This is a genomic window from Neobacillus bataviensis (assembly GCF_019969725.1).
Genome location: NZ_JAHXYW010000002.1, coordinates 728760 through 752247, shown reverse-complemented (window position 1 = coordinate 752247; position 23488 = coordinate 728760). Strand labels below are relative to the sequence as shown.

Sequence of the window (23488 nt, the reverse complement as noted above, 5' to 3'; positions counted from 1 at the left end):
GAATTTACTCCACTTCGGTTTCTTTATGTTCAAGAAGTTGAACTTGAAATAATTTAAAATAGTTCCCTTGCTTCGCCATTAGTTCTTCATGTGTTCCGACTTCAACAATTTGGCCATGTTCAATCAAAACGATGCGATTCGCATGAGTGATGGTCGATAACCGGTGTGCCACAATAAAGGTTGTACGGTCCTTTGCAAGCTCTTCGAGGGATTCTTGAATCGAATGTTCACTTTCTAAGTCAAGAGCCGATGTCGCTTCATCTAAAATGAGGATAGGCGGGTTTTTCAAAAATACCCGTGCAATGGCAATCCGCTGCTTTTGACCCCCGGAAAGCTTCACACCCCTTTCCCCTACCCTTGTATTATATCCTTCAGCAAGATTCATGATAAATTCATCTGCATTAGCGGCTTTTGCTGCCTGGTAAACTTCTTCATCCGTTGCCCATGGTTTTCCCAATAAAATATTATCCTTCACTGATTCACTAAATAGAATATTATCTTGAAACACAACCCCAATTTTATCCCTTAAAGTTTGAACCTTAAACTGACGAATATCTACACCATCGAGAGTAATCTTTCCTTTGGTTACGTCGTAAAAACGCGGAATTAAACTAACCAGCGTTGATTTCCCGCCGCCGCTCATTCCAACAAGTGCAATGGTTTCTCCCTTTTTTACATCAATGGTAATATCTTTAAGAACTGGTTCCTCATTTTCATTATAGGAAAAGGATACATCCTCAAAAGAAATATCACCGTGTACATTAGTACACTCTTTCGAATCCGGCTCGTCAACGATATCATATTTTTCATCCAATAATTCAAAAACACGGTCCATTGAGGCAAAGGATTGTGTAACAGTGGTTGAAGAGTTAACCAGTCTTCTTAAGGGATTATAAAGCTTGTCAATATAAGCAAAAAACGCCACCATCGTACCAAGTGATAGCTGATGTTGAATAACTAAATATGCTGAATATCCTATCACAATTAATGGTGCGATATCTGTAATTGTGTTTACAGCAGAAAAGGACTTTGCGTTCCAGCTCGTGTGCTGCAAGGCTTTTTCTAAAAAGTTTTTATTTTGCTTATCAAACTGGGTTTGTTCATACTCTTCAATCGCAAAACTCTTGATGACAGGCATCCCTTGCACCCGTTCATGAAGGTAGCTTTGAACCTCCGCAAGAGCTTGCGAACGAATCCTTGTTAACCTCCGTAAATTCCCAAAAAAGTATCTAATGGAAATAGCATAGAGTGGAAACAGCAAAATCGAAATTAAAGTTAATTTAACATTCATTGAAAACATAAGAATAATGGCAATAACAATTGTTGCGATATCCAGCCACAGGTTCATCAACCCCGTCACAACAAACGTTTTCGTTTGCTCGACATCATTTATAACACGAGAAATGATTTCTCCTGCCCGGGTATTTGCATAATACTTAAAGCTAAGCTTTTGAATATGTTTATACATCGTATCACGAAGATCATATAAGATTTTACTTGATGTCCACTGGGCAAAATACTGCCGGTAATATTCAATTGGCGGCCTAAGAATCACAAAAACAACAATCATCACACCCAAAATCAGCATTAATTTATGTATTTTTTCATCAGCTGATAAGGAGTGATTTCCAATGATGTCATCCACTACATATTTTATTAATATAGGGATGATAAGTGGAATCGAGAATTTTATGACTCCAATGATGATTGTTCCGAAGATTTGCCATTTGTATGGCTTTACAAATTGAAGATATCTCTGAATACTATTCAATCTTTTGTGGCCCCCTTTCTTTTTTCGATAAGCACGTAAAAACCTGTTGATAAAATCAACAGGCACCCTACGCTACCCTTAACGTCTATATGTTAAATAACGCTCATACCAAATATCAATAAAATCTGGTGCAAATGGGCCATTTCTTTGCCGAATCCATTGAATCAATTTATCAACGTTTCGCTTGAGAATTTGGTCTATCACATCCGGATAATTCATTTCGCGGCGATGCCGCTCATACTCATCTTCGTCTAGCAAATTAAACGTCATATCAGGATACACCTTTATATCAAGATCATAATCAATATATTTAAGTGCTTCACCATCAAAAATAAACGGTGAACTGATATTACAGTAATAATAAATGCCGTCTTCACGGATCATTCCAATTACATTAAACCAGTATTGTGAATGGAAGTAACAAATGGCAGGTTCTCTTGTAATCCACGTTCTACCATCTGATTCTGTTACCAATGTCCGATCATTTCCACCAATCACTAAATGCTGTGACCCTTTTAAAACGGTTGTTTCTTCCCAGACGCGATGGATGTGCCCATTGTGTTTATAGCTATGTATTTGCATCGGTTCACCTTCGATGGGTACGCCCATGTTCTCCCCTACCTTCATTACTGAACGCTTTGTAACCTATTCCTTGAAAAATAATGACAAAAGGCAACAAAGAAAATTCCTATTTTCTATTATTATAACGGTTGAGAACAGAATTTAAAACAAAAGAGCCACATTTCAAGTGGCTCTTTGTAAAAATTTGCGAATTTTTTTCTTCATTTTCATTACAAGGAAGGAGTTAAACTCGATTCCCGATATGAATTAATAACCTCTTCCGTCTGTTTTTCAAACATAGACTGAATTTCTTTCAACTCTTTTTTCATAAGTTGAATATCAATTTGAATACTTTCAAGATCGGTTTCGTTCTGTAATGACTGCAGTTCTTCTTCAATTTGCTGACAACGTTCAAGTTCAGCCTGAAGGTATAATAATTTTTCCATCGTTGCCATTTGCTCGGAAACTAATCGGTTAAAATGATTCATTTCCCTCACCGCCTTATTATTTGTACCTAATATGTATTCTTGAACAAACGTTAATCTCCTTTGACTACTTATGTAGACAAAAAGGAAGTTTTGTCGAAACCAGAAAAGCGGAAGCGCCTTGCCCAGGGGCGACAGGCATAAGACGAGCCGGCGAGAAGGTTGTTCTTTAACCTTCTTGACGGATTGGCTTATGACCCCGAGCCCCTAGGCGCTGCAGCTCGACAACAAGAAGAAGACACTCTTTCGATTGGAAGAGTGCCTTCAAATAAAATGTTATTAGCTTTGGCCGAATTGACCAGCGTTGCCTTGACCTTTACGAGCTTGAGATTGTTGGTTTTGTGCTTTTACTTCAGCAGCATTTGTTTCACTCGCAAATTCAGTACCAAATTGGCCAGCTGCACCAGCTGCACCTGCACCAGCTTGAGATTGAGAATTTTGTTGTCTTACTTCCTGGATGTTTGTTCCAGCTGAAGTTTTGTTTGGCTGTTGATTGAAGTTTGCCATTGTAATCACCTCCACGAATATTAATGTATCCCGGCTTCGTGAAGATTATCCAAAAAAATTATTTAAAAATAATTAAACGAGTAAAGAGATTCCTCCATCAACGATGATAGTTTGTCCACGAATCATACTTGAATCATCAGATAATAAGAACATTACGGTGTTTACCATATCCTCAATTTCAACCATTCTCCCAGCAGGAGTTTTTTCTTTTGCTTCTTGAAGCAACTCCTCCCGATTAGGGAAATGCTTTAATGCTTCTGTATCTACCGCACCGCCGGAAACGGCATTTACCACAATATTTTTTGGTGCCAGTTCAATCGCTAAATACCTTGTCAATGCTTCGAGGGCTGCTTTTGATACGCCTACCACAGTATAATTCTTTAGATAACGTATCGACCCTAGAGAACTTATGCTGACAATCTTCCCTCCACCATTTTTTTCCATCAACTTTGCCGCTTCCTGGCCGCAAAATAAAAGAGCTTTGCTATTGATGTTTAAAGTCCAATCCCAATGTGATTCTTCCAGCTCCATAATCGGGCGCTGCACACCTGAAGCCGCGTTATTGACAAATACATCTAAGCGGCCAAATTCCTGTTCAATTTGGGCGAACATATCTTTAATTTTGTCTACATCTCCAACATTGGCTTTGATTATTAAGGCTTTTCTGCCTAATGCCTCAACCTGTTCCGCTGTTTCTAAGGCACCCTTCTTACTTCTCGCATAATTAATGACAATATCATATCCCGCTTCAGCAAGCCGAAGTGCAGTTGCCTTTCCGATTCCCCTGCTGCTTCCAGTAATTAATGCTACTTTTTGTGTCATTATCCTTTTCCTTTCCTCAATCAAGTATAGCTTCTATTTTAGCTTTTCCATGAATAGAAGACAATTAATAGACCAAACACTAAGGGAAAATACCATAACGAAGGGATGAAAGTTTTATGTATGCAGGACGGGATATGACGGAGCTTTCAATGATGGCTAAATCTGACTGGAAGGATAGCGAGCTTGCCTTTTTTCATCACTCTCTGCAGCAAATTGCCCCCTATTTAAATAGCGAGGGGCAAACCATACACAGAGAAATTATCGAAGAAATTGAAAATCGCGGAGGCATCAAACATTAGAAAAAAAGAACGCCGTAATAAGGTCACGGCGTTCTTCCTATTTTTGTTCCTGATAAAGCTTTAACATTTTTTGATAGGAAACAGGAAAAGCGTATTCTTCCATTTCCGCTAACGAAACAAGCCGCCATTCATCACTTTCTACAAACTCGGAACATATTTTACCTGTATACACTTTAATATTCCAAACTAAATGTGAAAAAACATGCTCAATTTGGCCGATAATATGATCAAGCTTGACGGATAAATTCAGAGATTGATTAAATTGAACTGCAACTTCCTCGCGATCAGCCTGCAATGGATGAACAATCTCAACGTTTGGAAATTCCCATAGATTTGCAAGTAATCCTGACGAGGGCCGCTTATGAATGACAATCTTCCCATTTTCAGCTAAAAGAATAGCGGAAGCTAATTGTACATGACGTGTTTTTGTTTTTTTCGTTTTCACTGGCAGCTCATTTTGTACACCTTCATGAAACCCGTGGCAATGTTCACGAACTGGGCATAATAAGCATGATGGAGAGGTTGGGGTACAAATCAATGCCCCTAATTCCATTAAAGCTTGGTTAAAGGCAGACGGATCATCATGTGAAATCAATTCCCGAACCGCATTTTCAAAAATTTTTCGTGTCGATGGTTTAGCAATATCTTTCCAAATAGAAAGTATTCTTGATAAAACGCGCATAACATTGCCATCAACAGCAGGTTCCGGAACTCCATAGGCAATGCTTAAAATAGCACCTGCGGTATAAGGTCCGACCCCCTTAAGTTTCGCAATTTCTTCAGGGGTGCAAGGTACCTTACTATTATAATTCTCTTTTACTTCCTTAACTGCAGACTGCAAATTCCGAACTCTTGAGTAATACCCAAGTCCTTCCCATGCTTTTAGAACCTTATCTTCTTCCGCTTTGGCTAAGTCTTCGATGGTAGGAAACCATTCGATAAAGCGATTAAAATAGGGAATGACAGTATCTACTCTTGTTTGCTGCAGCATTATTTCTGATACCCAGACCTTATATGGATCCTGATCTTTTCTCCAGGGAAGGTCCCGCTGTTCCGCCTTAAACCAAGAAATTAAATCATTTTGAAAAGCATTTATATTGATTTCTGTAATATTTTTTAGTTCAATTAACATAACTTTAAGCCCTCCGTAAAAAACTAGCAAAAAGAAAAGCATTTTCGTTTTACAATAAGTTAATTTTTCTATTTTGACAAGAACATTTTAAAGGAGGATATTCCTTTTGGATACTGGAACTCATGTTGTCATGGGCATTGCACTGGGTGGTCTTGCAACCCTCGATCCAGCGGTAGCCGCCAGCCATGCTGCTACAACCAGTGTTTTAATTGCAACAATAGCAGGTTCTCAAATACCAGATATTGACACTGTTTTAAAACTAAGAAATAATGCCATTTATATTCGAAATCATCGCGGAGTAACCCATTCTATTCCTGCGGTCATCCTGTGGCCGCTCTTAATTGTGGCAGTCATTTATCCTTTTTTTCAAGGGGCCAATCTCCTTCATCTCTGGGCATGGACCTTTGCTGCCGTATTTATCCATGTATTCGTTGATATATTTAATGCATACGGAACTCAGGCCTTAAGGCCCTTCTCCTCAAAATGGGTGGCGCTCGGTGTGATTAATACTTTTGATCCGATCATATTTGGAATTCATGTTGTTGGGATCTTCATTTGGATATTAGGGGCAAATCCAGGCTATACCTTTCTGATTATGTATGCAGTTATCATCGTTTACTATTTAAGGAGGTATCAGGCTAAAAGGAGAGTATTAGTTGAGGTAAGAACTCTGATTCCTGATGCAACGGAAATTATAATTGCTCCAACCATGAAATTTCATCAGTGGCGAATTGCTGCCATGAATAAAAGCATGTTTTTTGTTGGCAGGTCCGAAGATAAAAAAGTAGAAATTTTGGACCGTTTTAATCGTGTTCCAGTTCCACAAACACCCTTAATTGAAGCAGCGAAACAGGATGACAATATTTCCGCTTTTCTTTCATTTTCTCCGGTCTATCGCTGGGAAATAGATGAATTCACTGATTATTATGAGGTCCGTTTTATTGATTTGCGCTATCGAAGTAATGGTCATTATCCCTTTGTAGCTGTGGTGCAATTAGATTGTAATCTAAACCGAATTACCTCTTATACCGGCTGGGTGTTCAGCGAAAAGAAATTGCGAAAAAAATTAGGGATTATCCCAAGTTAAAAAGCAAGTGGCCAATAATCACTTGCTTTTTTAATGGAGAGTATTTTTTGCTTGCTCTAGAAAATGTTTATATTTCGGATTGGTTGCTGCAAATTCATGCAGTTTATCTCCGTAATGTTCAATCCATTGTTTAACAATTCTTTCTGTCATTTCACTGCCCATATATTCCCTTCCCGCTTTTGCGTATGTGGTTTCAAAATCCTCCCAAAGCAGCTCAACCCAAGTTCGGGCTTGCTGATAGGAAAGCTGGGCATTTTTGTCTAAAAGCAGGTTCGCTAATTTTTCATGATAATCATTCATACACGCACCCCATTTGCCATTTTCTTATAACATAACCGTAAAAATTTAAGCAAATACTAACGTTACGTGGTAAGCATCGAAAGACAAACAATGCTTTTCACGTTTTTCTCATTCCCTTTATGGAGGTACAGCATGAGAAATAAACAAACTGGATTTCCAAATCAAAATAATAATAAGTTTGAGGGAGAACCGAGAGCAAAAGCAGAATATGCTTCAAAAAGAGCAAACGGCACTATCAATACGCATCCTCAAGAGCGCATGCGTGCTTCCGGTGAACGCGATGACGAATCACCGCAATTTTAATTTGTAGCACTAAGACAAACCAGAGACTAGGTTCTCTGGTTTGTCACTTCAATTGCTTTAACAGGGATATCGGCAGTGCTTCTTCTTTACCATCACCGTTTAGTCGATACCCCCAAGCAAATACCCCATTCATATAGTCTATTTTAAAATGTTGGCCAGGGTCTCCTTCAATTTCGTAAATTTCCCCAGATTTAAAGGATTCAGGTTTTAATAAATATGCCTTTGCCATTAAAACTTTTCTTTCAAGGACAGCAAATTCATTTACCATCCCCATTTGCTCGGCTTTTCTTGCTTTTTCTTGCAGCGCTGCAATTTCCTGCCTTAATTCATGTTCTGTCATTTCACTATACCGCTTCTCCTGTTGCATCCTTTTCCCTCCCATTTCTCTTTATTTTAGTATAGTTTTTTTTGTAAAATTAATAAAGGTAAAAACCATTTTGAAGGAGATAACTTAATGAAAACAATCATCGTAACTGGAGCTGGGACAGGCTTGGGAAAAGAGTTAGCATTTCTTTTTTCAAAAAAGGGGTATCATCTTTTGCTTGCTGGTAGAAATTCTGCTAAATTACATGCTGCCAAAGATGAAATTGAATCCAGTGGCGGTACTGCTGATATCCTTGTACTAGACATTCGGAATAATGAAGAAGTTTCTGAGAAAATAAAAGATATTGGCAGTACCTTCCATATAGCTGGATTGGTGAATAATGCCGGTGTAGGACATTTTGGGCCGTTTGAGGAGATAGATGAAAAGCAAATCCTTGAAATGTTAGATACTAATGTGTTATGTACAATTTTTATGACGAAAGCAGTATTACCGCTTCTACATGTTAAGGGCGAAGGAAGGATTATGAATATTATTTCAACTGCTGGTTTACGCGGAAAGGTCAATGAAGCAGTTTATGCAGCGAGCAAATTTGCTGTCAGAGGCTTCACCGAAAGCCTGCAAAAGGAATATGAGGACAGTGGAATTAAAATTAATGCTGTTTACATGGGAGGCATGGCTACACCATTTTGGTCGGGCAGTGATCATATTAAAGATCCCTCAAGGCTAAGCTCACCTAAACAGGTGGCTGAAATGATTTTTGAGCAAATTGATCAAAATGAGATTATTATTGAAAATAAAAAATCATGACGGGCTTGTCATGATTTTTTACTTTCAGCTAAGTACCTCTCAATTAAATCGAATGGAAAGCCTTTCCGATATAAAGCTTGCTTCATCTTTTGCTCATATTCGAAACCGCTGAATTGAGAATATTTCCGATGGGCTTTTTCCCCCTGAAATTTTATGGCCTCCATTTCCTCATCAACTTCTTTATTCACTTCAGTTTCATTTACAGCAATTTGAATAACCTCAAAAGGATATCCTTTTCTAAGCAGCAATTGCTCCAGCTTTTTCTTTTGAATTTTAAAAGAGTCCTTCGAATTCTTTTGGAAGAACTTATCGCTCATTTTCGTTGCTTTTTCTATCTGCTGTTCGAGCGGAAATTCCTCAAGTGCACGAAGACGAATTCCCTCCTCAATCCCTTTTTCCTTTAATTCCAGTTTGATTAAATCAGGACCTTTATCAGTCGTATTGGCAAGTGTTCGTACATAAGCAAAAGCATAATCCTCATCATTGATGTATTTCTGATTTGTTAATTTATGAACAACTTCCTCGATAACAGGTTCATCTACTTCTTTTTGAATAAGATAATCCCTAATTTCTTTCGCCGACCTCATTCTCCTAGCTAAATAATTTACAGCTAGATTATATGCCTTACGAATATCATCCTGAAATTGGATTTCCATGCAGGAAAAATCATCAATTTCCATGCCTTTTTTTAACTGAAATTTTATTAGGACATCACTATCAACACTAAAGGCAAATTCCTCGCCTTTTCCGTAATCCATAAACACATTAAATCGGTCTTGATTCTTCTGCTGTGTGGTGATTTTCGTAATAATAGCCATTTCCTTCACCTCAAGAATACTTTACCATATTTTTCATTTAATATAGTAAAATAAAAGCAAAAGGGGGTGTTTTTCATGAAAATTGCAATCGCAGGCGGAACTGGCTTTGTTGGGAAGGCACTGGTAGAAGAATTCCTAAAAAACAATCATAAAGTCGTTATTTTAACTAGAAGGTTACCTGCCGTAAATAAAAATGATCGAATTAAATATGTACAATGGCTGAGTGAAAATTCAAACCCCATATCCGAACTTCAGAATACTGATATTTTTATTAACCTTGCTGGAGAGTCGATTAATAGCGGCCGATGGACAGAAAAAAGAAAAAACAAAATATTAATCAGCCGGCTTGAGGCTGTTAATGAGCTATTAGAAATAATGAAGAAATTGGAACGAAAACCAAAGGCATTTATTAATGCCAGTGCAGTCGGCATTTATGGAACTTCATTAGACAAGGTATTTACAGAAGAAGAGCAAATACTCGGAAATGATTTCTTAGCTGAAACCGTCAAGCAATGGGAATACGAAGCAGGTTTTGCAGCAAAATTGGGAATACGGACTGTTTTTTGCAGATTCGGAATTATCCTTGATCGTAACGGGGGAGCATTGCCAAAAATTACATTTCCATATAAGGCTTTTATTGGCGGGAATATCGGCCATGGCCGGCAGTGGATGTCGTGGATCCATATTGAAGATATCGTCAAAGGGATTACTTTTATTCTTAAAAACGAGAACATTCAAGGACCAGTTAATTTTACAGCGCCTAATCCGGTTATGATGAGCGAGTTTGGAAAAACACTTGCTCTGGTATTACATCGTCCTCATTGGCTGCCGGTTCCAAGCTTTGTCCTCCGATTACTTTTGGGAGAAATGAGTACATTAGTTGTCGATGGTCAAAAGGTATTACCAAATAAATTATTGAATTCAGGTTTTAAATATAAATACTCTGATCTTCAAAAAGCCTTACAAAATATATTTACTTAAATCTGTATCATTCCTTTCCTAAAAGGTAAAAATGGAAATAAGTACATAAAGTGCTTTATTTTTACCACATAGCTTGATGACGATTGACAAAAAAATGTTGAAAGGAATGAGCAAAATGGCTGAAAAGAAGAAAAAGGATAAAGATAGAGGGAAATACAGTCTTACAAGCATGCAAGAGGTATCCTATCAGCGTGAATTTAAAATGGCAGACCGTGCAGGCGGTTATTCCGACAGAAAAACGAAGCTATAGAACACCAAATTTTTAAAGAATTTTCCATTAATGGACCCCTTTTATTTTGTTAAAACTAGAGTGGAGAGCATTTTTCCTCTCAACAGTTAACATTTGAAAGGGGTTTTTGCAATGGGCCGTTCACGCGGACATGGTTCACGAGATAAAAATAAAGCTTCGCTACCACAAGTGCCAAAAAACATGAAATCAGATGGACAGGATGTTGAGTTTTCAAAGGAAATGGCTGATGGAGCCGATCTTGAGGCACTGGCACGCGCTAATGCAGCAAACCAGCGCGTCCAAAATCGAAATAGAAAATAATCCTAAAAAAAGAAGCAGGTTTGCCCTGCTTCTTTAATATAAATTCTCATTGTTTAAACACTAATTCATGTTCACATTTTTTTGCATGGGCTTTTAGGAAATAGCCTTTGACAAATGGTACTGTAAATCGGTCAAGTCCGAAGTAGTAAGCTCCAGTACCTGCGAATAATAGAATCATCGCTGCTGTATAAAGTATTGGATTAGTGCTTGTTGTTCCCGCGAGCATAAAGTTTAAGTTCATGAATGCACCGGCGATTAATGCGGGAATTGTTGCTAATCCCACGATTAACCCTAAACCAACTAGCATTTCTCCCCAAGGAATCAAGACATTAAAGATATGAACATTTGGGATCGCGAATTGTTGTAAAAAGTCAGCGTACCAAGCTTGCACTGCTGGATGTTCCCCTGTTGCATTTGCCAGAGCCCCTTTAAGGAAACCGCCTGCATCAAAACCGCCTGTTAATTTATGATAACCTGCCTCAATCCATTGTAAGCCAAGCCAAACTCGTAATACTGTCCATACAACTGCAGCAAGTGGTGTTTTGTACCATCTCATCACAATCATCTCCTATTTATTTCTTGTGAAGCATTTCACAAGTTTATTAATGATTTTAACTTCCCTTTTTATTAGGGATGGATCAGCTAGCTGTTATTGTAGTGGAAGTTTGTGAATCGTTTCACTAACTTCTCTACACTTTTAATATACTCTCCTATACATAAAACCGCAACGACTTTCACAGTTTCTTAACATATTAATATTAGAAATTTGAAGAGAATGTGAACGTACCAATTTTATTGTGGATAGTGTGCATAACAATGTGGAATACCTATATTAAAAGCTTTTTAACGTGGATAAATTTGTGGATTAAAAGAGCATCCAATATATACAGATGCTCTTTTTATTACCTATAATGCCGATACCTTTTCCTCGAATGAAACAATTTCACTTTCAATTTCCCCAAGGATTGGAAAATAACTAATTGTTTCATCCAGCTTTGCAAGTTTATCTAAATCCTTTTTTTCAGCCTTAATGACGAATATTCCATTAGAAATTTCATCAATCCAGGTGATTGATGGTTTTAAAAGGTTTTTGGAAAGGCCAGTTATTAACCAAAATTCTTTCGTCTGCCCTTTTTTCTGTTCTAGTTCTTCGGAAACAGTTTGGTTAAAATTTCGTTTTATATGATTGTTTTGACACACGTAAGCCAAATCCTCGATAACAGCACTAGCTGTAGGAAACATCCCTGCTCCAGGACCCTGCAGCGTGATTCTGCCAACAATATCTGAATGAACACTTACAGCATTCTCGACGCCTTCTACATGATAAAAAGGATTCTCCTTCCCGACAAGGGCCGGCTTAACAGATACCTGTATTTGACTGCCTTCCTTAGATATACTGGCAATATGTTTAAATCTCAATTCTAATTTTTCGGCAGCGTCAATTAATTCACTTGTGATAGAAGTAATTCCTTGACGTTCAACGTCCTGCCAATTCGGTTCTTCTCCAAATGCAATTCGGCTGAGAATCATAGCTTTGTAAAAGGCATCGAAGCCTTCGACATCATTGGTTGGGTCTGCTTCTGCATAGCCATTTTTTTGAGCCTGAAGCAAGGCTTCGGCAAAGGACCACTTCTTTTCTCTCATTTCGGTTAGGATGAAATTTGAGGTTCCATTAAGTATTCCTTGAATTTGTTGAACCCGGTTAATTTTTAATAATTGCCTTAATGTCTGTATGACGGGAATTCCTCCGGCTACCGTAGCTTCAAACCCAACCGAGACATTTTTTTCATTTGCCAGTGCGATCAGCTGTTTCCCGTGGTGTGCAAACATTTCCTTATTAGCTGTAATAATGTGGCAGCCCCGCTCAATTGCCTTTTGCAAAAATGTAAAGGTTGGCTCCTTGTTTACAATGGCTTCAATTACAATATCAAGCTTTGGCAAGTTAAGTATATCTTCAAAGTCTGTAGTTACTAAAACATTTTTACGAATATTTCTTTCCCTTTGCATATTTTTGATTAGAATCGCCGCCACTTCCACTTTTTTGCCTAAAACGGCTTCGAGTTCGTCAGCATGGGATTCAATCGTCCGGTAGACACCTTCTCCAACCGTACCAAAACCTAAGATTGCCACTTTTATTACAGTCATTTTTTTGCACCCCTTCAATAAATAGTTAGAAAATACGAAAAGCCCTCTTCATAAGAAGAGGGCACGGATTCCTCCTCTTATCTATCAGGTTTTATCAAAACCTGCAGGAATTAGCACCTTTTCAAGGATTACCTTGAAGGTTGCCGGGCTTCATCGGGCCATGTCCCTCCGCCGCTCTGGATAAGAGATATATAATTTTTCATTAAATTTTCCAAGAATATAAAATGAATATTAGCTGAATCTTCAGTCAATGTCAATAGTTTTTTAAAGCGGCAATAATTCAATTGTCTCCTTGTTACCGATTTTATCAATCATAGTAAGCCATTCCTGCGGTTTATTTGAAAGCACTGAATAATACGCAGTTAGAAAATCTTTTACAAGAGATGCTGGTAAACTATGGACCTCATCACTTGTCGGCATAAAGCATAAATCGAGGCCAGAGACAGCCTCACCGTTATTTTCCCATGATGGATGGACGTAAGCGAGATCTAGACGGTTATAGCCTAGATGGGATAGTACCTCCCTGCGCACATATGGATCCATCACTTTCACACCGCCGAATTCATGATGTTCTACTCTATATGGATCATAAATTTCAGCGAACATACCAAAAAGTTCTTTTTCGTTCTCTTTTGCAAGCATTTGTAAATCCTTCAAACGATTCTGTGCTAAAAATCGGCCAAGGCTTAACCCTGGCTTACTGATAATGGTGAAGTCTGTCATTGCGATATTCCAATCCGGGTAATAGCGGTATTCTGTAGCTCCCACTACCTGATCATCATCAATAGCAACAAATACGCGGATACTTGGATCTTCTAGCGGTTCTTTCCATAGCCCATAATCCAACACTTCCTCAGGCGGGAATATCTTTCCCATTAAATCATGAAGCTTTTTAAAATTTGAGTCCTCAATATTTGTTATTCGTTTATACTCCATTAGTAAATTGGCCCCCATTCTTTATTTGAATGGATTCCTCCATTCCATAATCGCTGCATGATTGCAAGATTCTTCATCATCTAAATAATTTGTTGAAATACCTAAGGGCACACGGCCGCAGCCTAGGAGAAAGGTAATGACAGGGTCCCTTACCTCCCCCTTAATGATGGCAGCCAAGTATTCTTCGGGCGTCATTTGATGCGCCACTTTATGATAGCCAGGCATTCTGCCCCCACCAAGCAGCCGGTCAAACCCCTTTTCAATCACAACATGATACATAGCCTGCATCATTAACTTACCAAGCCCCAGTTTTCGGTACTTTGGGCGAACGCTGATATCTACAATATACAAGGAATTTCCATTCGGTTTATGGTTACGGATATACCCGTGATCAGTGATTTCATCCCATGAATGATTGATTTCTTTTGGATCAAAATCCACACATAGGCCGGTGAGAGAGCCCGCTAGCACTCCATCCACCTCCACACATATAGCTCCTTCTTGAAAAAGAGTAACATGGTTATTTAATTGCCCTTTATTCCACCATAATTCTGATGGAAAAGGAGGAGGAAAGCATTCCGCTTGGATTTCAATGAGCTGGTCAAAATCCTCTTTTGTATAATTGCGAATTATAACCGGCATTGGTTTTTCCATATCAAAAACAAAAAATTCACTTCTGTACATCCGATCACATCCTACTTTTCCCAATCAGGGTATAAATCAGTTCTGCGGTCGCGCCAGGTTGTAACAGAACCGCGTTCGCGGACTTCATACAATAGATCTAAATCAAGATCAGCTGTCACAACCATATCATCATTGATTTCCCCTTCCACTAAAATGCCGCGCGGCGGGAAAGGAATATCATTAGGAGTAATAATAACTGCCTGACCAAAATTAGCCCTCATAAAGTCAACTGTTGGCAGTGAGCCAACTGTTCCGGTTAAAACCACATATACTTGATTTTCGATTGCCCGAGCATGACTGGTGTACCGCACCCGATGAAAGCCATGACGATCATCCGTACAGGATGGACAGAAAATAACATCAGCGCCTTTTGCTTTGGCCATACGGACAATTTCCGGAAATTCAATATCATAGCAGGTAAGAAGGGCTATTTTTCCTTTGTCTGTTTCAAAAATTTGAAACGAATCACCTGGTGCCATACTCCACTCCTTTACCTCTGTCGGAGTAATATGAAGCTTTGCCTGCTCGCCAATTCTTCCATCAGGGTAAAATAAATGGGCGGTATTGTAGAGCTTATTGTCTTTTTTAATAACATGCGTACCGGCAATAATATGCATGTTGGTCTGTCTGGCAAAGTTAGAAAACAGCTCTCGGTATTGTTCCGTAAAGCCTGGCAAATCGTCAATGGTTAGACTTTCACCCTTTCCGTTGCCAATGGAAAGAAGCTGTGTGGTAAAAAACTCAGGAAACAAAACAAATTCAGCCCCGAATTCTTCAGCTGTTTTTATATAATGCTCACATTGGGAAGCGAATTCCTCAAACGAATTAATTGTATGTAAATGATACTGTACTACTGATACTCTATATTTCATATCTAACCTCCACAACATTAATTTGGAAATTTTCCCTAAGGAAATTATCTCCTATTTTAGATTTTCATACAAATAATTTGCCAAATGAAAAGCCCGCCAATTGGCGAGCTTTATATTATTGCTGCAGTTTTCCTTCAGCAAGTTTAATTTGCGCTTTCACCTGCTCAGGTGACGTTCCTCCGAAGCTATTGCGGACAGCCACTACATGTTCAGGGGCTAAAACTTCATAAATATCCTCTTCAAACAATGGACTGAACTGCTGATATTCATCGAAGCTTAAATCCAGTAAAAATTTGTTGGATTGGATCGCATATAAAACAATTTTCCCGATAACTTCATGGGCATCACGGAACGGCAATCCTTTTCTAACTAGATAATCGGCAATATCTGTAGCATTAGAAAAATCATTGTTAATTGCTTTTCGCATGATCTCTTTATTCACGGTCATAGTTTCAATCATCGGTGCGAGGAGCATTAATGAGCCTTCCAGTGTTTCAACAGTATCAAACATACCTTCTTTATCTTCTTGTAAATCTTTATTATACGCCAGTGGCAATCCTTTGAGGACTGTTAATAAACCTATTAAATTGCCATAGGTGCGCCCTGTTTTTCCTCTAAGCAATTCTGGTACGTCAGGATTTTTCTTTTGCGGCATAATGCTTGATCCTGTACAAAAAGAATCATCAAGCTCGACAAATTGGAATTCCTGGCTGGACCAAATCACTAATTCTTCAGAAAATCTGGAGATATGCGTCATGATGATTGACCCGATTGATAGAAATTCAAGGATAAAATCACGGTCACTGACGGCATCCATGCTATTTGGATAGATGGTTCCGAATCCAAGCAGGTCGGCAACAAGTTCGCGGTTTATCGGAAAGGTCGTCCCTGCTAATGCTCCAGAACCGAGTGGAAGCCAGTTTACACGTTTCAAAGAATCTAACAATCTCTCTTTATCGCGTTCAAACATCCAAAAATATGCCATTAAATGATGGGCAAATGACACCGGCTGAGCACGCTGTAAATGTGTATAACCTGGAATTAGTGTTTCTACGTTCTCCTTGGCCTGTTTGATGATCGCCTGCTGGACATCTTCGACTAATTTAATCAACTCAGTTGTTTTTGTACGAAGATATAAATGCATGTCCGTTGCGACTTGATCGTTACGGCTGCGTCCGGTATGGAGCTTGCCGCCGACAGGCCCAATTTCTTCAATTAAAAGCTTTTCAATATTCATATGAATATCTTCATCTTCTATTAAAAATTCTACTTCGTTACGATCCACTTTCTCTTTAATCTTAAGAAGACCATTTTTTATTTTGTCGGCATCCTCCATTGGGATGATACCGCATTCCCCAAGCATTGTGACATGGGCAAGGCTTCCGGCGATATCTTCTTTTGCTAGTTTTTGATCAAAAGAGATTGAAGCAGTAAATTCTTCGACTAATTTATTCGTTTCTTTTGTAAAACGTCCGCCCCATAGCTTGGACATCAGTGCTCCCCCTTACTTCCTCTAAGAAGTTTGCCCCCGAAATTTTGGCTTCGAGGGCGCTTTAGAATTATTTTAAAACTGATTCTTTTTTGGTTACCTCTGAATAAACCTTTGTTGGCAGTCCCCATAGTTTAATAAAACCAACTGCTGCATTGTGGTCGAATGCGTCACCTTTTGTATAGGTTGCTAGTTCTTCGTTATAAAGGCTGTATGGAGATTTACGTCCAACAACAGTATGACTGCCTTTATGAAGCTTCACGCGAATTGTTCCAGTAACGGTTTTTTGTGTTTCATTAATAAACGCATCAAGAGCTGGTTTAATTGGTGAATACCAAAGGCCTTCATATATAATCTTTGCCATCTGCTGCTCAACCTGTGTCTTAAATTGTGTTACCTCACGAGTCAAGGTTAAAAACTCTAATTCCTTATGAGCATTAATTAAAATTAACGCAGCAGGATTTTCATAGACTTCACGCGATTTGATTCCTACTAATCTATTTTCAATGTGGTCAATTCGGCCAACTCCATGTTTGCCGCCAAGAGTGTTCAAATCTTCGATTAATTGGACTAAAGGAAGTTTTTCGCCATTAAGAGCAACAGGAACACCTTGTTCAAATTCAATTTCAACATACTCCGCCTGGTCTGGAGTTAGTTCAATTGGATTCGTCCAGTCGTATGCTTCTTCAGGTGCTTCTGCCCATGGATCTTCAAGAACTCCCGCCTCACAGGCACGTCCCCATATGTTGGCATCAATTGAGAATGGATTATCCAAATCAACAGGGATTGGAATACCGTTTTCCTGCGCATACTTGATTTCCTCATCACGTGTCATGCCCCATTCACGAACCGGAGCGACCACTTTTAAACTTGGATTCAATGCTTGAACAGAAACCTCGAAGCGAACCTGGTCATTTCCTTTACCTGTACAGCCGTGGGCTACTGCTGTAGCACCCTCTTGTTCTGCAACCTCGACTAGTAATTTTGAAATTAATGGTCGTGAAAGGGCAGATGAAAGTGGGTATTTCCCTTCATATAAGCAATTCGCCTTTAAAGCTGGAAGAATATACTCCTTTGCTAATAATTCTTTAGCATCGATCATGATGGCTTTTATAGCGCCAACGTTTAGGGCTTTATTTTTAATTGCTTCAAGATCTTTTCCTTCACCAACATCCAGACCTAATGCAATAACATCATACCCGTATTTTTCCTGAATCCATTTAACCGAAACCGAAGTATCTAAACCGCCTGAATAGGCTAAAACAATTTTCTCTTTCGCCATTTTTAATATCTCCTTACGTTTGTGTGTATTATTATTCATTCACTAGAATTATTATACACTAAATCTCAAAAAAATAAATACTATTATGCTAGTAATAATTTTAAAATTGCTTTTTGTGCGTGTAAACGGTTTTCTGCTTCATCAAAGACAACGGAATGTGGCCCGTCAATGATTTCGGCCGTTACCTCTTCACCGCGATGTGCCGGTAAACAGTGCAAGAAGATGAAATCATCTTTGGCATACTGACAAAGCTCCTTATTAACCTGATAGGATGCGAAATCCTTAAGTCTCTTTTCTGTTTCTTCTTCCTGACCCATGCTGGTCCATACATCTGTCACAATGACATCGGCACCCTTCACAGCTTCAACTGGATCATTGGTAATCATAACTGTGCTGCCATATTGTTTTCCTGCTTTAATTGCCTTTTCAGTAATTTTTCCATTAGGCAAATATCCCGGCGGACTGGAAATGCTAATATCCATTCCCACCTTCACCGCGCCTTCCATTAAGGAATGTGCCATATTATTGTTTCCGTCCCCAATATAGCAAAGCTTTAATCCGGCCAATTTTCCTTTATGTTCAAGTATGGTTAAAAGGTCTGCCATTACTTGGGTTGGATGCTGCAAATCCGTTAAACCATTAATAACCGGGATAGAAGCATGCTCTGCTAATTCTTCAACAGATTCATGGCCAAAAGTACGGATCATTAAACCATCAACATAGCGCGATAATACTTTTGCCGTATCGGAAATACTTTCGCCTCTTCCAAGCTGAATATCACGTGAACTCAAGAATATCGCATGGCCCCCGAGCTGAAGCATGCCAACCTCAAAAGATACCCTTGTACGTGTCGAAGATTTTTCAAATATCATTCCCAATACTTTCCCGTTTAAGTATGGATGTGGTTTACCCTGTTTTTGCATAGCCTTCAGTTGCTGAGCCTCGTCCAGAAGATATAGGATTTCCTCTGGACTGAAATCAGAAAGCTGTAAAAAGTCTTTTCCTTTAAATTGTAATTTATTCTCGTTCAACTTAATGGCTTCTAGCATGAACGGCACCTCTTTCATTCAAATTGTAAAATTCGCTTACTGAGCGAACATCAAGATTAGTAATCGGACCTTTTTGTAAACCGATGGTCGCTTCCACCGTATCTAAATGTGTGTAAACCGGCACCTTATACCGTATCGCCTGCTCCCGAATTTGAAAACCAAATTTCAGTTTATTTCGGCCTTGGTTTGGCAGATTAATGACTGCCCTCATTTTCTGATTACGGAATAGGTGGTTTATATCCTGATCATCCCTTACTACTTTATCAACAGGGATGCCATTTATTTCAAAAAATAATGCTGTTCCTTCTGTTGCCGCTAATTTAAACTTTTTTTCTAAAAGCTCTTCAACTATTGGAAGACTAGCCGGCTTTTCTCGATCAGAAATGGAACATAAAATATAGTTATCTTCTATTTTCCCCTCTAAAGCTGGTATTGCCTTATTAAGGGCTTCTTGATATGTCAGACCCATTCCAAGCGCTTCACCTGTTGACTTCATCTCAGGTCCAAGTACATGGTCCACACCCTTTAATTTACTGGATGAAAAAATAGGTGCTTTCACAGAAAAATAATTTGGCTCTGGCATTAATCCTTGGTTCAGACACAAATCACTTAAGGATTCGCCTAATTGTACACTCGTTGCCCACTCAATCATCGGAGCTCCAGTTACTTTGCTGATAATAGGCACCGTTCTTGATGACCTCGGGTTTACCTCTAATACATAGACTTGATTTTCATAAATAACAAACTGAATATTCATCATTCCAACAATCGGCGTAGTCTTTGCAATCCTGCTCGCATAATCTACTAATATTTCTTTTAATTTTTGTGATAATGAAATTGGTGGAAAGACTGATATACTGTCGCCTGAGTGAACACCGGCTTTTTCGATATGTTCAAAGATTCCCGGTACCACAATCGTTTCCCCATCACTAATCACATCAATCTCGCATTCTAGTCCGGGCATAAACTTATCTACTAATAACGGCCACATTTTTTCGCTTGAGTTAGTTTCAAGCTGCTTCGTGTAATCTCTTAGTTCCTCTTCTGAAAAAATGGTAAACATCGATTGTCCGCCAATCACGTAAGATGGTCTTACGAGAACTGGGTAGCCTAATTCTCCCGCTGCTTCAACCAGTTTTTCTGTGGTATCGGCGGTTTTTCCTTCAATATGAGGAATTTGTAAATCCTCTAGAAGCTGATAAAATTCTTTCCGGTCTTCTAATCGATCTACATTCTGAACTGATGTGCCTAGGATTTTTACCCCTTCTTCTTCTAGATCATGTGCCAGATTAATAGCCGTCTGCCCGCCGAACTGAATTAATACCCCTTCGACCTTTTCTTTTTCTATGACATGCAAAACATCTTCTGCTGCAAGGGGTTCAAAATATAGTCGATCCGCAACTGAATAATCGGTGCTTACAGTTTCTGGATTATTATTAATCACAACAGCTTCATAGCCTTTTTTCTTTATTGCTTTTGCTGCATGTACTGAGCAGTAATCGAATTCAATTCCTTGGCCAATTCTTATCGGTCCTGAACCGATGACAAGAATCTTCTTCTTGTTGGTGATTTCCACTTCATCAAACCCATGCCAGGTAGAGTAATAGTATGGAGTAACGGCATCAAATTCAGCCGAGCATGTATCAACCATCTTATAGCCTGGTTTCCAACTTAGTTCTTTCCATTTGCTTCTCACTTGTTTTTCAGGAATATTGTAAATTTGCGATAAAAGCTTATCAGCAATATTATTTCGCTTTGCCTGCTTCAGCAGGGTAACGGGAACCTCGCTCCAATGATATGAAGCTAATTCCTTTTCTAAAGCAACGATTGAATTAATTTTGTGCAAAAACCATGGATCTATCTGGGTCAGCTGTTGAATTTTTTCAAAAGAAATCCCTCTTTTGAATGCTTCAGCAATAATAAAGAGACGTCGGTCATTCGCTGTTTTAAGAAGGTCGATGATAGATGATTCTGTTAATGACTTATTTGTCTCTAAGCAAAGACCAAATACATTCATTTCCATCGATCTGATTGCTTTATTTAAAGCACCTTCAAAGGTCCGATCAATGGCCATGACTTCCCCAGTTGCTTTCATTTGCGTCCCTAATGTCCGATCGGCTTCAGGGAATTTGTCAAACGGAAAGCGCGGCAGTTTTACCACAATATAATCAATCGCTGGCTCAAACGAAGCAAAGGTGTTGCCTGTTATCGGATTCACAATCTCATCCAAGTGATAGCCGATCGCGCATTTTGCCGCCATTCTTGCTATTGGATAGCCGGTAGCTTTAGATGCCAAAGCAGATGAGCGGCTAACCCTTGGATTTACTTCAATGATGTAATACTGGTTAGATTCAGGATGAAGCGCAAACTGAATATTACAGCCTCCGATAATTCCTAATTCACGAATGACCTTTAGGGAACAATCACGGAGCATCTGATACTGAACATCTGTTAGGGTTTGTGATGGCGCAACTACAATGGAGTCACCCGTATGGACACCAACTGGGTCCATGTTTTCCATATTACAAACAATGATGCAGGTATCATTGGCATCTCTCATAACTTCGTATTCGATTTCCTTCCAGCCTTTGATACTGCGTTCTACTAACACCTGTTGGATCGGACTTGCAGCTAAACCTTTTTTCAGAACTATTTCAAGTTCCTCAGCATTGTGGGCAAAACCGCCTCCATCCCCTCCAAGTGTATAAGCTGGGCGGATAATGACAGGAAAACCAATTTCGTTAACAAATGCTACGCCTTCATCGTAGCTGTGAATGATTGCTGATTCTGGAATTGGTTCGCTGATCTGAAGCATCAAATTACGGAACTTTTCACGATCTTCCCCTTTTTTGATTGACTCTACTGAAGTTCCAAGCAATTCTACATTGTATTTTTCTAATATATTCTGTTCATATAATTGTACTGTTAAATTTAATCCAGTTTGCCCGCCAAGGGTACCGATGATTCCATCCGGTTTTTCCTTCTGGATGATTTTTTCAATCGTTTCAACATTCAATGGTTCAATATAGACCTTATCGGCTACGGCTTCATCCGTCATGATTGTAGCAGGATTATTGTTAATTAAAACGACTTCTAAGCCCTCTTCCTTAAGAGCAATACAAGCTTGTGTTCCTGCATAGTCAAATTCTGCTGCCTGACCGATAACAATCGGGCCTGATCCGATTACTAGTACTTTTTTTAAGTTTTTATTTAAAGGCATAGCGAGTCTCTCCTAGTGAAGCTATCTGGCTTACGAAATCTTTTAAAATATATTCTGTATCACTTGGCCCCGGATGGGCTTCAGGATGGAATTGAACGGTTTGGATTGGATAGCTTTGATGCTTTAATCCTTCAATTGATTGGTCATTCACATTACGGTAAGTAATATCAAATACCTGACAATCGATGCTTTCATCCACGACCACAAAACCATGATTTTGGGCAGTCATTTTTACTTTTCCTGTTCGCAATTCTTTGACAGGGTGATTGCCGCCGCGGTGGCCGTAGGCAAGTTTTGTTGTTTTCGCACCGTATGCCAAGGCGATTAACTGATGCCCCAAGCAAATTCCGAGCGTTGGGAAGTACTGACTAATCTTTTTTATTTCCGAAAAGTACTTCTGTAGTGCCATCGGATCTCCAGGACCATTTGAGAGTAAGACTCCATCCGGATTCAATGCTTTAATTTTTTCATACGAAGTATTATAAGGCACGATTGTAACGGAACAGCCTTCCTCTAAAAGAGCATTCAGAATCGATTTTTTATAACCAAAATCGATTAATACAACATGCGGTCCATTGTTTTTGAAAAATTGAATCTTTTCCGTCGATACTTTTTCCACCCATAGTGGTGCTTTTTCAGTATCTAAAAATTGTGCTTCCTTCGCTGTACTTAAATATCCTTTAACGGTTCCGCGGCTTCGAATGGTTTTGACAAGAAGTCGAGTATCCACTCCGGCAATCCCTGGGACACCTGCCTGCTTTAGTTTTTCTGAAAATTTATTAATCGATTGATAATGGCTCGGCATTTCACATAAATCCCCAATTACTACTCCAGCCAAAGCTGGGGAGATACTTTCATCATCGAGCGCATTAACACCGTAATTTCCAATTATCGGGTAACAAAAAGTAATGATTTGTCCGGCATAGGAAGGATCGGTAATGATTTCTTGATAGCCGGTCATACTCGTATTAAAAACGACTTCTCCGAGAGAATCCTTTTGGGCACCAATCAATATTCCTTCAAATACTTCTCCCGTTTCCAAAGTAAGATATCCTTGTTTCAA

The 23488-nt window shown here is 39.0% G+C and carries 26 protein-coding genes and 1 riboswitch; of the genes, 7 read left to right on the top strand and 19 right to left on the bottom strand.

Translation table 11 applies throughout. The features are described from left to right. Positions 1–4: 4 nt before the first annotated feature. From LC455_RS08400 to fabL, 5 genes are all read right to left on the bottom strand, one after another. A complete protein-coding gene (locus tag LC455_RS08400) occupies positions 5–1771 on the bottom strand; it encodes an ABC transporter ATP-binding protein (protein WP_223589786.1) in 1767 nt (588 codons plus the stop codon). A 78-nt stretch (positions 1772–1849) separates the two neighbouring features. Then, on the bottom strand, positions 1850–2380 hold the full coding sequence (ntdP, locus tag LC455_RS08395) for a nucleoside tri-diphosphate phosphatase (protein WP_223589785.1): 531 nt from the start codon (positions 2378–2380) through the stop codon (positions 1850–1852). 182 nt (positions 2381–2562) lie between these two features. Further along, a complete protein-coding gene (locus tag LC455_RS08390) occupies positions 2563–2820 on the bottom strand; it encodes a YgaB family protein (protein ID WP_223589783.1) in 258 nt (85 codons plus the stop codon). Between the two features lie 276 nt (positions 2821–3096). Next, positions 3097–3324 (bottom strand): gamma-type small acid-soluble spore protein, encoded by a 228-nt coding sequence (locus LC455_RS08385; RefSeq protein ID WP_223589782.1) that lies wholly within the window; start codon positions 3322–3324, stop codon positions 3097–3099. Between the two features lie 72 nt (positions 3325–3396). Then, complete coding sequence (gene fabL, locus LC455_RS08380) at positions 3397–4146, bottom strand: enoyl-[acyl-carrier-protein] reductase FabL (protein WP_223589780.1); 750 nt, start codon at positions 4144–4146, stop codon at positions 3397–3399. A gap of 116 nt (positions 4147–4262) precedes the next feature. Between fabL and LC455_RS08375 the strand changes: the two genes are divergently transcribed. After that, a complete protein-coding gene (locus LC455_RS08375) occupies positions 4263–4445 on the top strand; it encodes a hypothetical protein (protein WP_223589778.1) in 183 nt (60 codons plus the stop codon). A 37-nt stretch (positions 4446–4482) separates the two neighbouring features. Here LC455_RS08375 and mutY read toward each other — a convergent pair whose 3' ends face one another. Beyond that, the gene (gene mutY, locus LC455_RS08370) at positions 4483–5577 is read right to left on the bottom strand and encodes an A/G-specific adenine glycosylase (protein ID WP_223589777.1); all 1095 of its coding nucleotides are present in this window, start codon (positions 5575–5577) and stop codon (positions 4483–4485) included. Positions 5578–5683: 106 nt separating this feature from the next. Between mutY and LC455_RS08365 the strand changes: the two genes are divergently transcribed. After that, the gene (locus tag LC455_RS08365) at positions 5684–6664 is read left to right on the top strand and encodes a metal-dependent hydrolase (RefSeq protein WP_223589775.1); all 981 of its coding nucleotides are present in this window, start codon (positions 5684–5686) and stop codon (positions 6662–6664) included. A 30-nt stretch (positions 6665–6694) separates the two neighbouring features. Here the strand turns inward: LC455_RS08365 and LC455_RS08360 are convergent, their stop codons facing one another. After that, positions 6695–6964 (bottom strand): YfhJ family protein, encoded by a 270-nt coding sequence (locus tag LC455_RS08360; protein WP_223589773.1) that lies wholly within the window; start codon positions 6962–6964, stop codon positions 6695–6697. 132 nt (positions 6965–7096) lie between these two features. Between LC455_RS08360 and LC455_RS08355 the strand changes: the two genes are divergently transcribed. After that, positions 7097–7267: a small, acid-soluble spore protein K gene (locus tag LC455_RS08355; RefSeq protein WP_223589771.1), complete on the top strand. Its 171-nt coding sequence runs from the start codon at positions 7097–7099 to the stop codon at positions 7265–7267. Between the two features lie 43 nt (positions 7268–7310). Here the strand turns inward: LC455_RS08355 and LC455_RS08350 are convergent, their stop codons facing one another. Continuing rightward, positions 7311–7634: a YfhH family protein gene (locus tag LC455_RS08350; protein ID WP_223589770.1), complete on the bottom strand. Its 324-nt coding sequence runs from the start codon at positions 7632–7634 to the stop codon at positions 7311–7313. A gap of 87 nt (positions 7635–7721) precedes the next feature. Here LC455_RS08350 and LC455_RS08345 point away from each other — a divergent pair, with 87 nt between their 5' ends. Beyond that, the gene (locus tag LC455_RS08345) at positions 7722–8399 is read left to right on the top strand and encodes an SDR family NAD(P)-dependent oxidoreductase (RefSeq protein ID WP_223589768.1); all 678 of its coding nucleotides are present in this window, start codon (positions 7722–7724) and stop codon (positions 8397–8399) included. Between the two features lie 8 nt (positions 8400–8407). On the opposite strand, the gene recX is transcribed toward LC455_RS08345, so the two are convergent. Next, a complete protein-coding gene (gene recX / locus LC455_RS08340) occupies positions 8408–9217 on the bottom strand; it encodes a recombination regulator RecX (RefSeq protein WP_223589766.1) in 810 nt (269 codons plus the stop codon). A gap of 75 nt (positions 9218–9292) precedes the next feature. Here recX and LC455_RS08335 point away from each other — a divergent pair, with 75 nt between their 5' ends. The 3 genes from LC455_RS08335 to LC455_RS08325 all read left to right on the top strand — a co-directional run bounded on the left by LC455_RS08335 (position 9293) and on the right by LC455_RS08325 (position 10748). Then, positions 9293–10198, top strand: a complete 906-nt coding sequence (locus LC455_RS08335; protein WP_223589765.1) for a TIGR01777 family oxidoreductase — start codon at positions 9293–9295, stop codon at positions 10196–10198. 115 nt (positions 10199–10313) lie between these two features. Continuing rightward, positions 10314–10448, top strand: a complete 135-nt coding sequence (locus LC455_RS08330; RefSeq protein WP_223589763.1) for a YfhE family protein — start codon at positions 10314–10316, stop codon at positions 10446–10448. A gap of 111 nt (positions 10449–10559) precedes the next feature. Next, complete coding sequence (locus tag LC455_RS08325; protein ID WP_223589761.1) at positions 10560–10748, top strand: YfhD family protein; 189 nt, start codon at positions 10560–10562, stop codon at positions 10746–10748. A gap of 46 nt (positions 10749–10794) precedes the next feature. On the opposite strand, the gene LC455_RS08320 is transcribed toward LC455_RS08325, so the two are convergent. The 10 genes from LC455_RS08320 to LC455_RS08275 form a co-directional block, all read right to left on the bottom strand. Next, on the bottom strand, positions 10795–11304 hold the full coding sequence (locus LC455_RS08320; RefSeq protein ID WP_223589760.1) for a DoxX family protein: 510 nt from the start codon (positions 11302–11304) through the stop codon (positions 10795–10797). A 350-nt stretch (positions 11305–11654) separates the two neighbouring features. Next, the gene (locus LC455_RS08315; RefSeq protein ID WP_223589758.1) at positions 11655–12893 is read right to left on the bottom strand and encodes a homoserine dehydrogenase; all 1239 of its coding nucleotides are present in this window, start codon (positions 12891–12893) and stop codon (positions 11655–11657) included. Positions 12894–12967: 74 nt separating this feature from the next. Beyond that, positions 12968–13080, bottom strand: a riboswitch (SAM riboswitch). A 77-nt stretch (positions 13081–13157) separates the two neighbouring features. Continuing rightward, positions 13158–13829: a GNAT family N-acetyltransferase gene (locus tag LC455_RS08310; protein ID WP_223589757.1), complete on the bottom strand. Its 672-nt coding sequence runs from the start codon at positions 13827–13829 to the stop codon at positions 13158–13160. 21 nt (positions 13830–13850) lie between these two features. After that, complete coding sequence (locus tag LC455_RS08305) at positions 13851–14513, bottom strand: GNAT family N-acetyltransferase (protein WP_223589755.1); 663 nt, start codon at positions 14511–14513, stop codon at positions 13851–13853. An 11-nt stretch (positions 14514–14524) separates the two neighbouring features. Continuing rightward, positions 14525–15385: a carbon-nitrogen hydrolase family protein gene (locus LC455_RS08300; RefSeq protein WP_223589754.1), complete on the bottom strand. Its 861-nt coding sequence runs from the start codon at positions 15383–15385 to the stop codon at positions 14525–14527. Between the two features lie 115 nt (positions 15386–15500). Continuing rightward, a complete protein-coding gene (gene argH / locus LC455_RS08295; RefSeq protein WP_223589752.1) occupies positions 15501–16877 on the bottom strand; it encodes an argininosuccinate lyase in 1377 nt (458 codons plus the stop codon). Positions 16878–16944: 67 nt separating this feature from the next. Then, positions 16945–18156, bottom strand: coding sequence for an argininosuccinate synthase (locus LC455_RS08290; RefSeq protein WP_223589750.1), 1212 nt, complete (start codon positions 18154–18156; stop codon positions 16945–16947). 83 nt (positions 18157–18239) lie between these two features. Continuing rightward, the gene (argF, locus tag LC455_RS08285; RefSeq protein WP_223589748.1) at positions 18240–19205 is read right to left on the bottom strand and encodes an ornithine carbamoyltransferase; all 966 of its coding nucleotides are present in this window, start codon (positions 19203–19205) and stop codon (positions 18240–18242) included. Beyond that, positions 19189–22425: a carbamoyl-phosphate synthase (glutamine-hydrolyzing) large subunit gene (gene carB / locus LC455_RS08280; RefSeq protein ID WP_223589747.1), complete on the bottom strand. Its 3237-nt coding sequence runs from the start codon at positions 22423–22425 to the stop codon at positions 19189–19191. Before carB ends, argF begins: the two co-directional genes overlap by 17 nt. Further along, positions 22412–23488, bottom strand: coding sequence for a carbamoyl phosphate synthase small subunit (locus tag LC455_RS08275; RefSeq protein ID WP_223589873.1), 1077 nt, complete (start codon positions 23486–23488; stop codon positions 22412–22414). The genes carB and LC455_RS08275 overlap by 14 nt, the downstream gene beginning before the upstream one ends.

Coding starts and splice junctions, on each gene's coding strand:
- LC455_RS08330 (WP_223589763.1), top strand. CDS start 10,314: ATGGCTGAAAAGAAGAAAAAGGATAAAGATAGAGGGAAATACAGTCTT.
- LC455_RS08300 (WP_223589754.1), bottom strand. CDS start 15,385: ATGAAATATAGAGTATCAGTAGTACAGTATCATTTACATACAATTAAT.
- LC455_RS08290 (WP_223589750.1), bottom strand. CDS start 18,156: ATGGCGAAAGAGAAAATTGTTTTAGCCTATTCAGGCGGTTTAGATACT.
- LC455_RS08345 (WP_223589768.1), top strand. CDS start 7,722: ATGAAAACAATCATCGTAACTGGAGCTGGGACAGGCTTGGGAAAAGAG.
- fabL (WP_223589780.1), bottom strand. CDS start 4,146: ATGACACAAAAAGTAGCATTAATTACTGGAAGCAGCAGGGGAATCGGA.
- LC455_RS08350 (WP_223589770.1), bottom strand. CDS start 7,634: ATGCAACAGGAGAAGCGGTATAGTGAAATGACAGAACATGAATTAAGG.
- LC455_RS08355 (WP_223589771.1), top strand. CDS start 7,097: ATGAGAAATAAACAAACTGGATTTCCAAATCAAAATAATAATAAGTTT.
- argH (WP_223589752.1), bottom strand. CDS start 16,877: ATGTCCAAGCTATGGGGCGGACGTTTTACAAAAGAAACGAATAAATTA.
- ntdP (WP_223589785.1), bottom strand. CDS start 2,380: ATGGGCGTACCCATCGAAGGTGAACCGATGCAAATACATAGCTATAAA.
- carB (WP_223589747.1), bottom strand. CDS start 22,425: ATGCCTTTAAATAAAAACTTAAAAAAAGTACTAGTAATCGGATCAGGC.
- LC455_RS08315 (WP_223589758.1), bottom strand. CDS start 12,893: ATGACTGTAATAAAAGTGGCAATCTTAGGTTTTGGTACGGTTGGAGAA.
- LC455_RS08305 (WP_223589755.1), bottom strand. CDS start 14,513: ATGTACAGAAGTGAATTTTTTGTTTTTGATATGGAAAAACCAATGCCG.
- LC455_RS08375 (WP_223589778.1), top strand. CDS start 4,263: ATGTATGCAGGACGGGATATGACGGAGCTTTCAATGATGGCTAAATCT.
- LC455_RS08320 (WP_223589760.1), bottom strand. CDS start 11,304: ATGAGATGGTACAAAACACCACTTGCTGCAGTTGTATGGACAGTATTA.
- LC455_RS08385 (WP_223589782.1), bottom strand. CDS start 3,324: ATGGCAAACTTCAATCAACAGCCAAACAAAACTTCAGCTGGAACAAAC.
- LC455_RS08310 (WP_223589757.1), bottom strand. CDS start 13,829: ATGGAGTATAAACGAATAACAAATATTGAGGACTCAAATTTTAAAAAG.
- LC455_RS08325 (WP_223589761.1), top strand. CDS start 10,560: ATGGGCCGTTCACGCGGACATGGTTCACGAGATAAAAATAAAGCTTCG.
- mutY (WP_223589777.1), bottom strand. CDS start 5,577: ATGTTAATTGAACTAAAAAATATTACAGAAATCAATATAAATGCTTTT.
- LC455_RS08390 (WP_223589783.1), bottom strand. CDS start 2,820: ATGAATCATTTTAACCGATTAGTTTCCGAGCAAATGGCAACGATGGAA.
- recX (WP_223589766.1), bottom strand. CDS start 9,217: ATGGCTATTATTACGAAAATCACCACACAGCAGAAGAATCAAGACCGA.
- argF (WP_223589748.1), bottom strand. CDS start 19,205: ATGCTAGAAGCCATTAAGTTGAACGAGAATAAATTACAATTTAAAGGA.
- LC455_RS08335 (WP_223589765.1), top strand. CDS start 9,293: ATGAAAATTGCAATCGCAGGCGGAACTGGCTTTGTTGGGAAGGCACTG.
- LC455_RS08360 (WP_223589773.1), bottom strand. CDS start 6,964: ATGAATGATTATCATGAAAAATTAGCGAACCTGCTTTTAGACAAAAAT.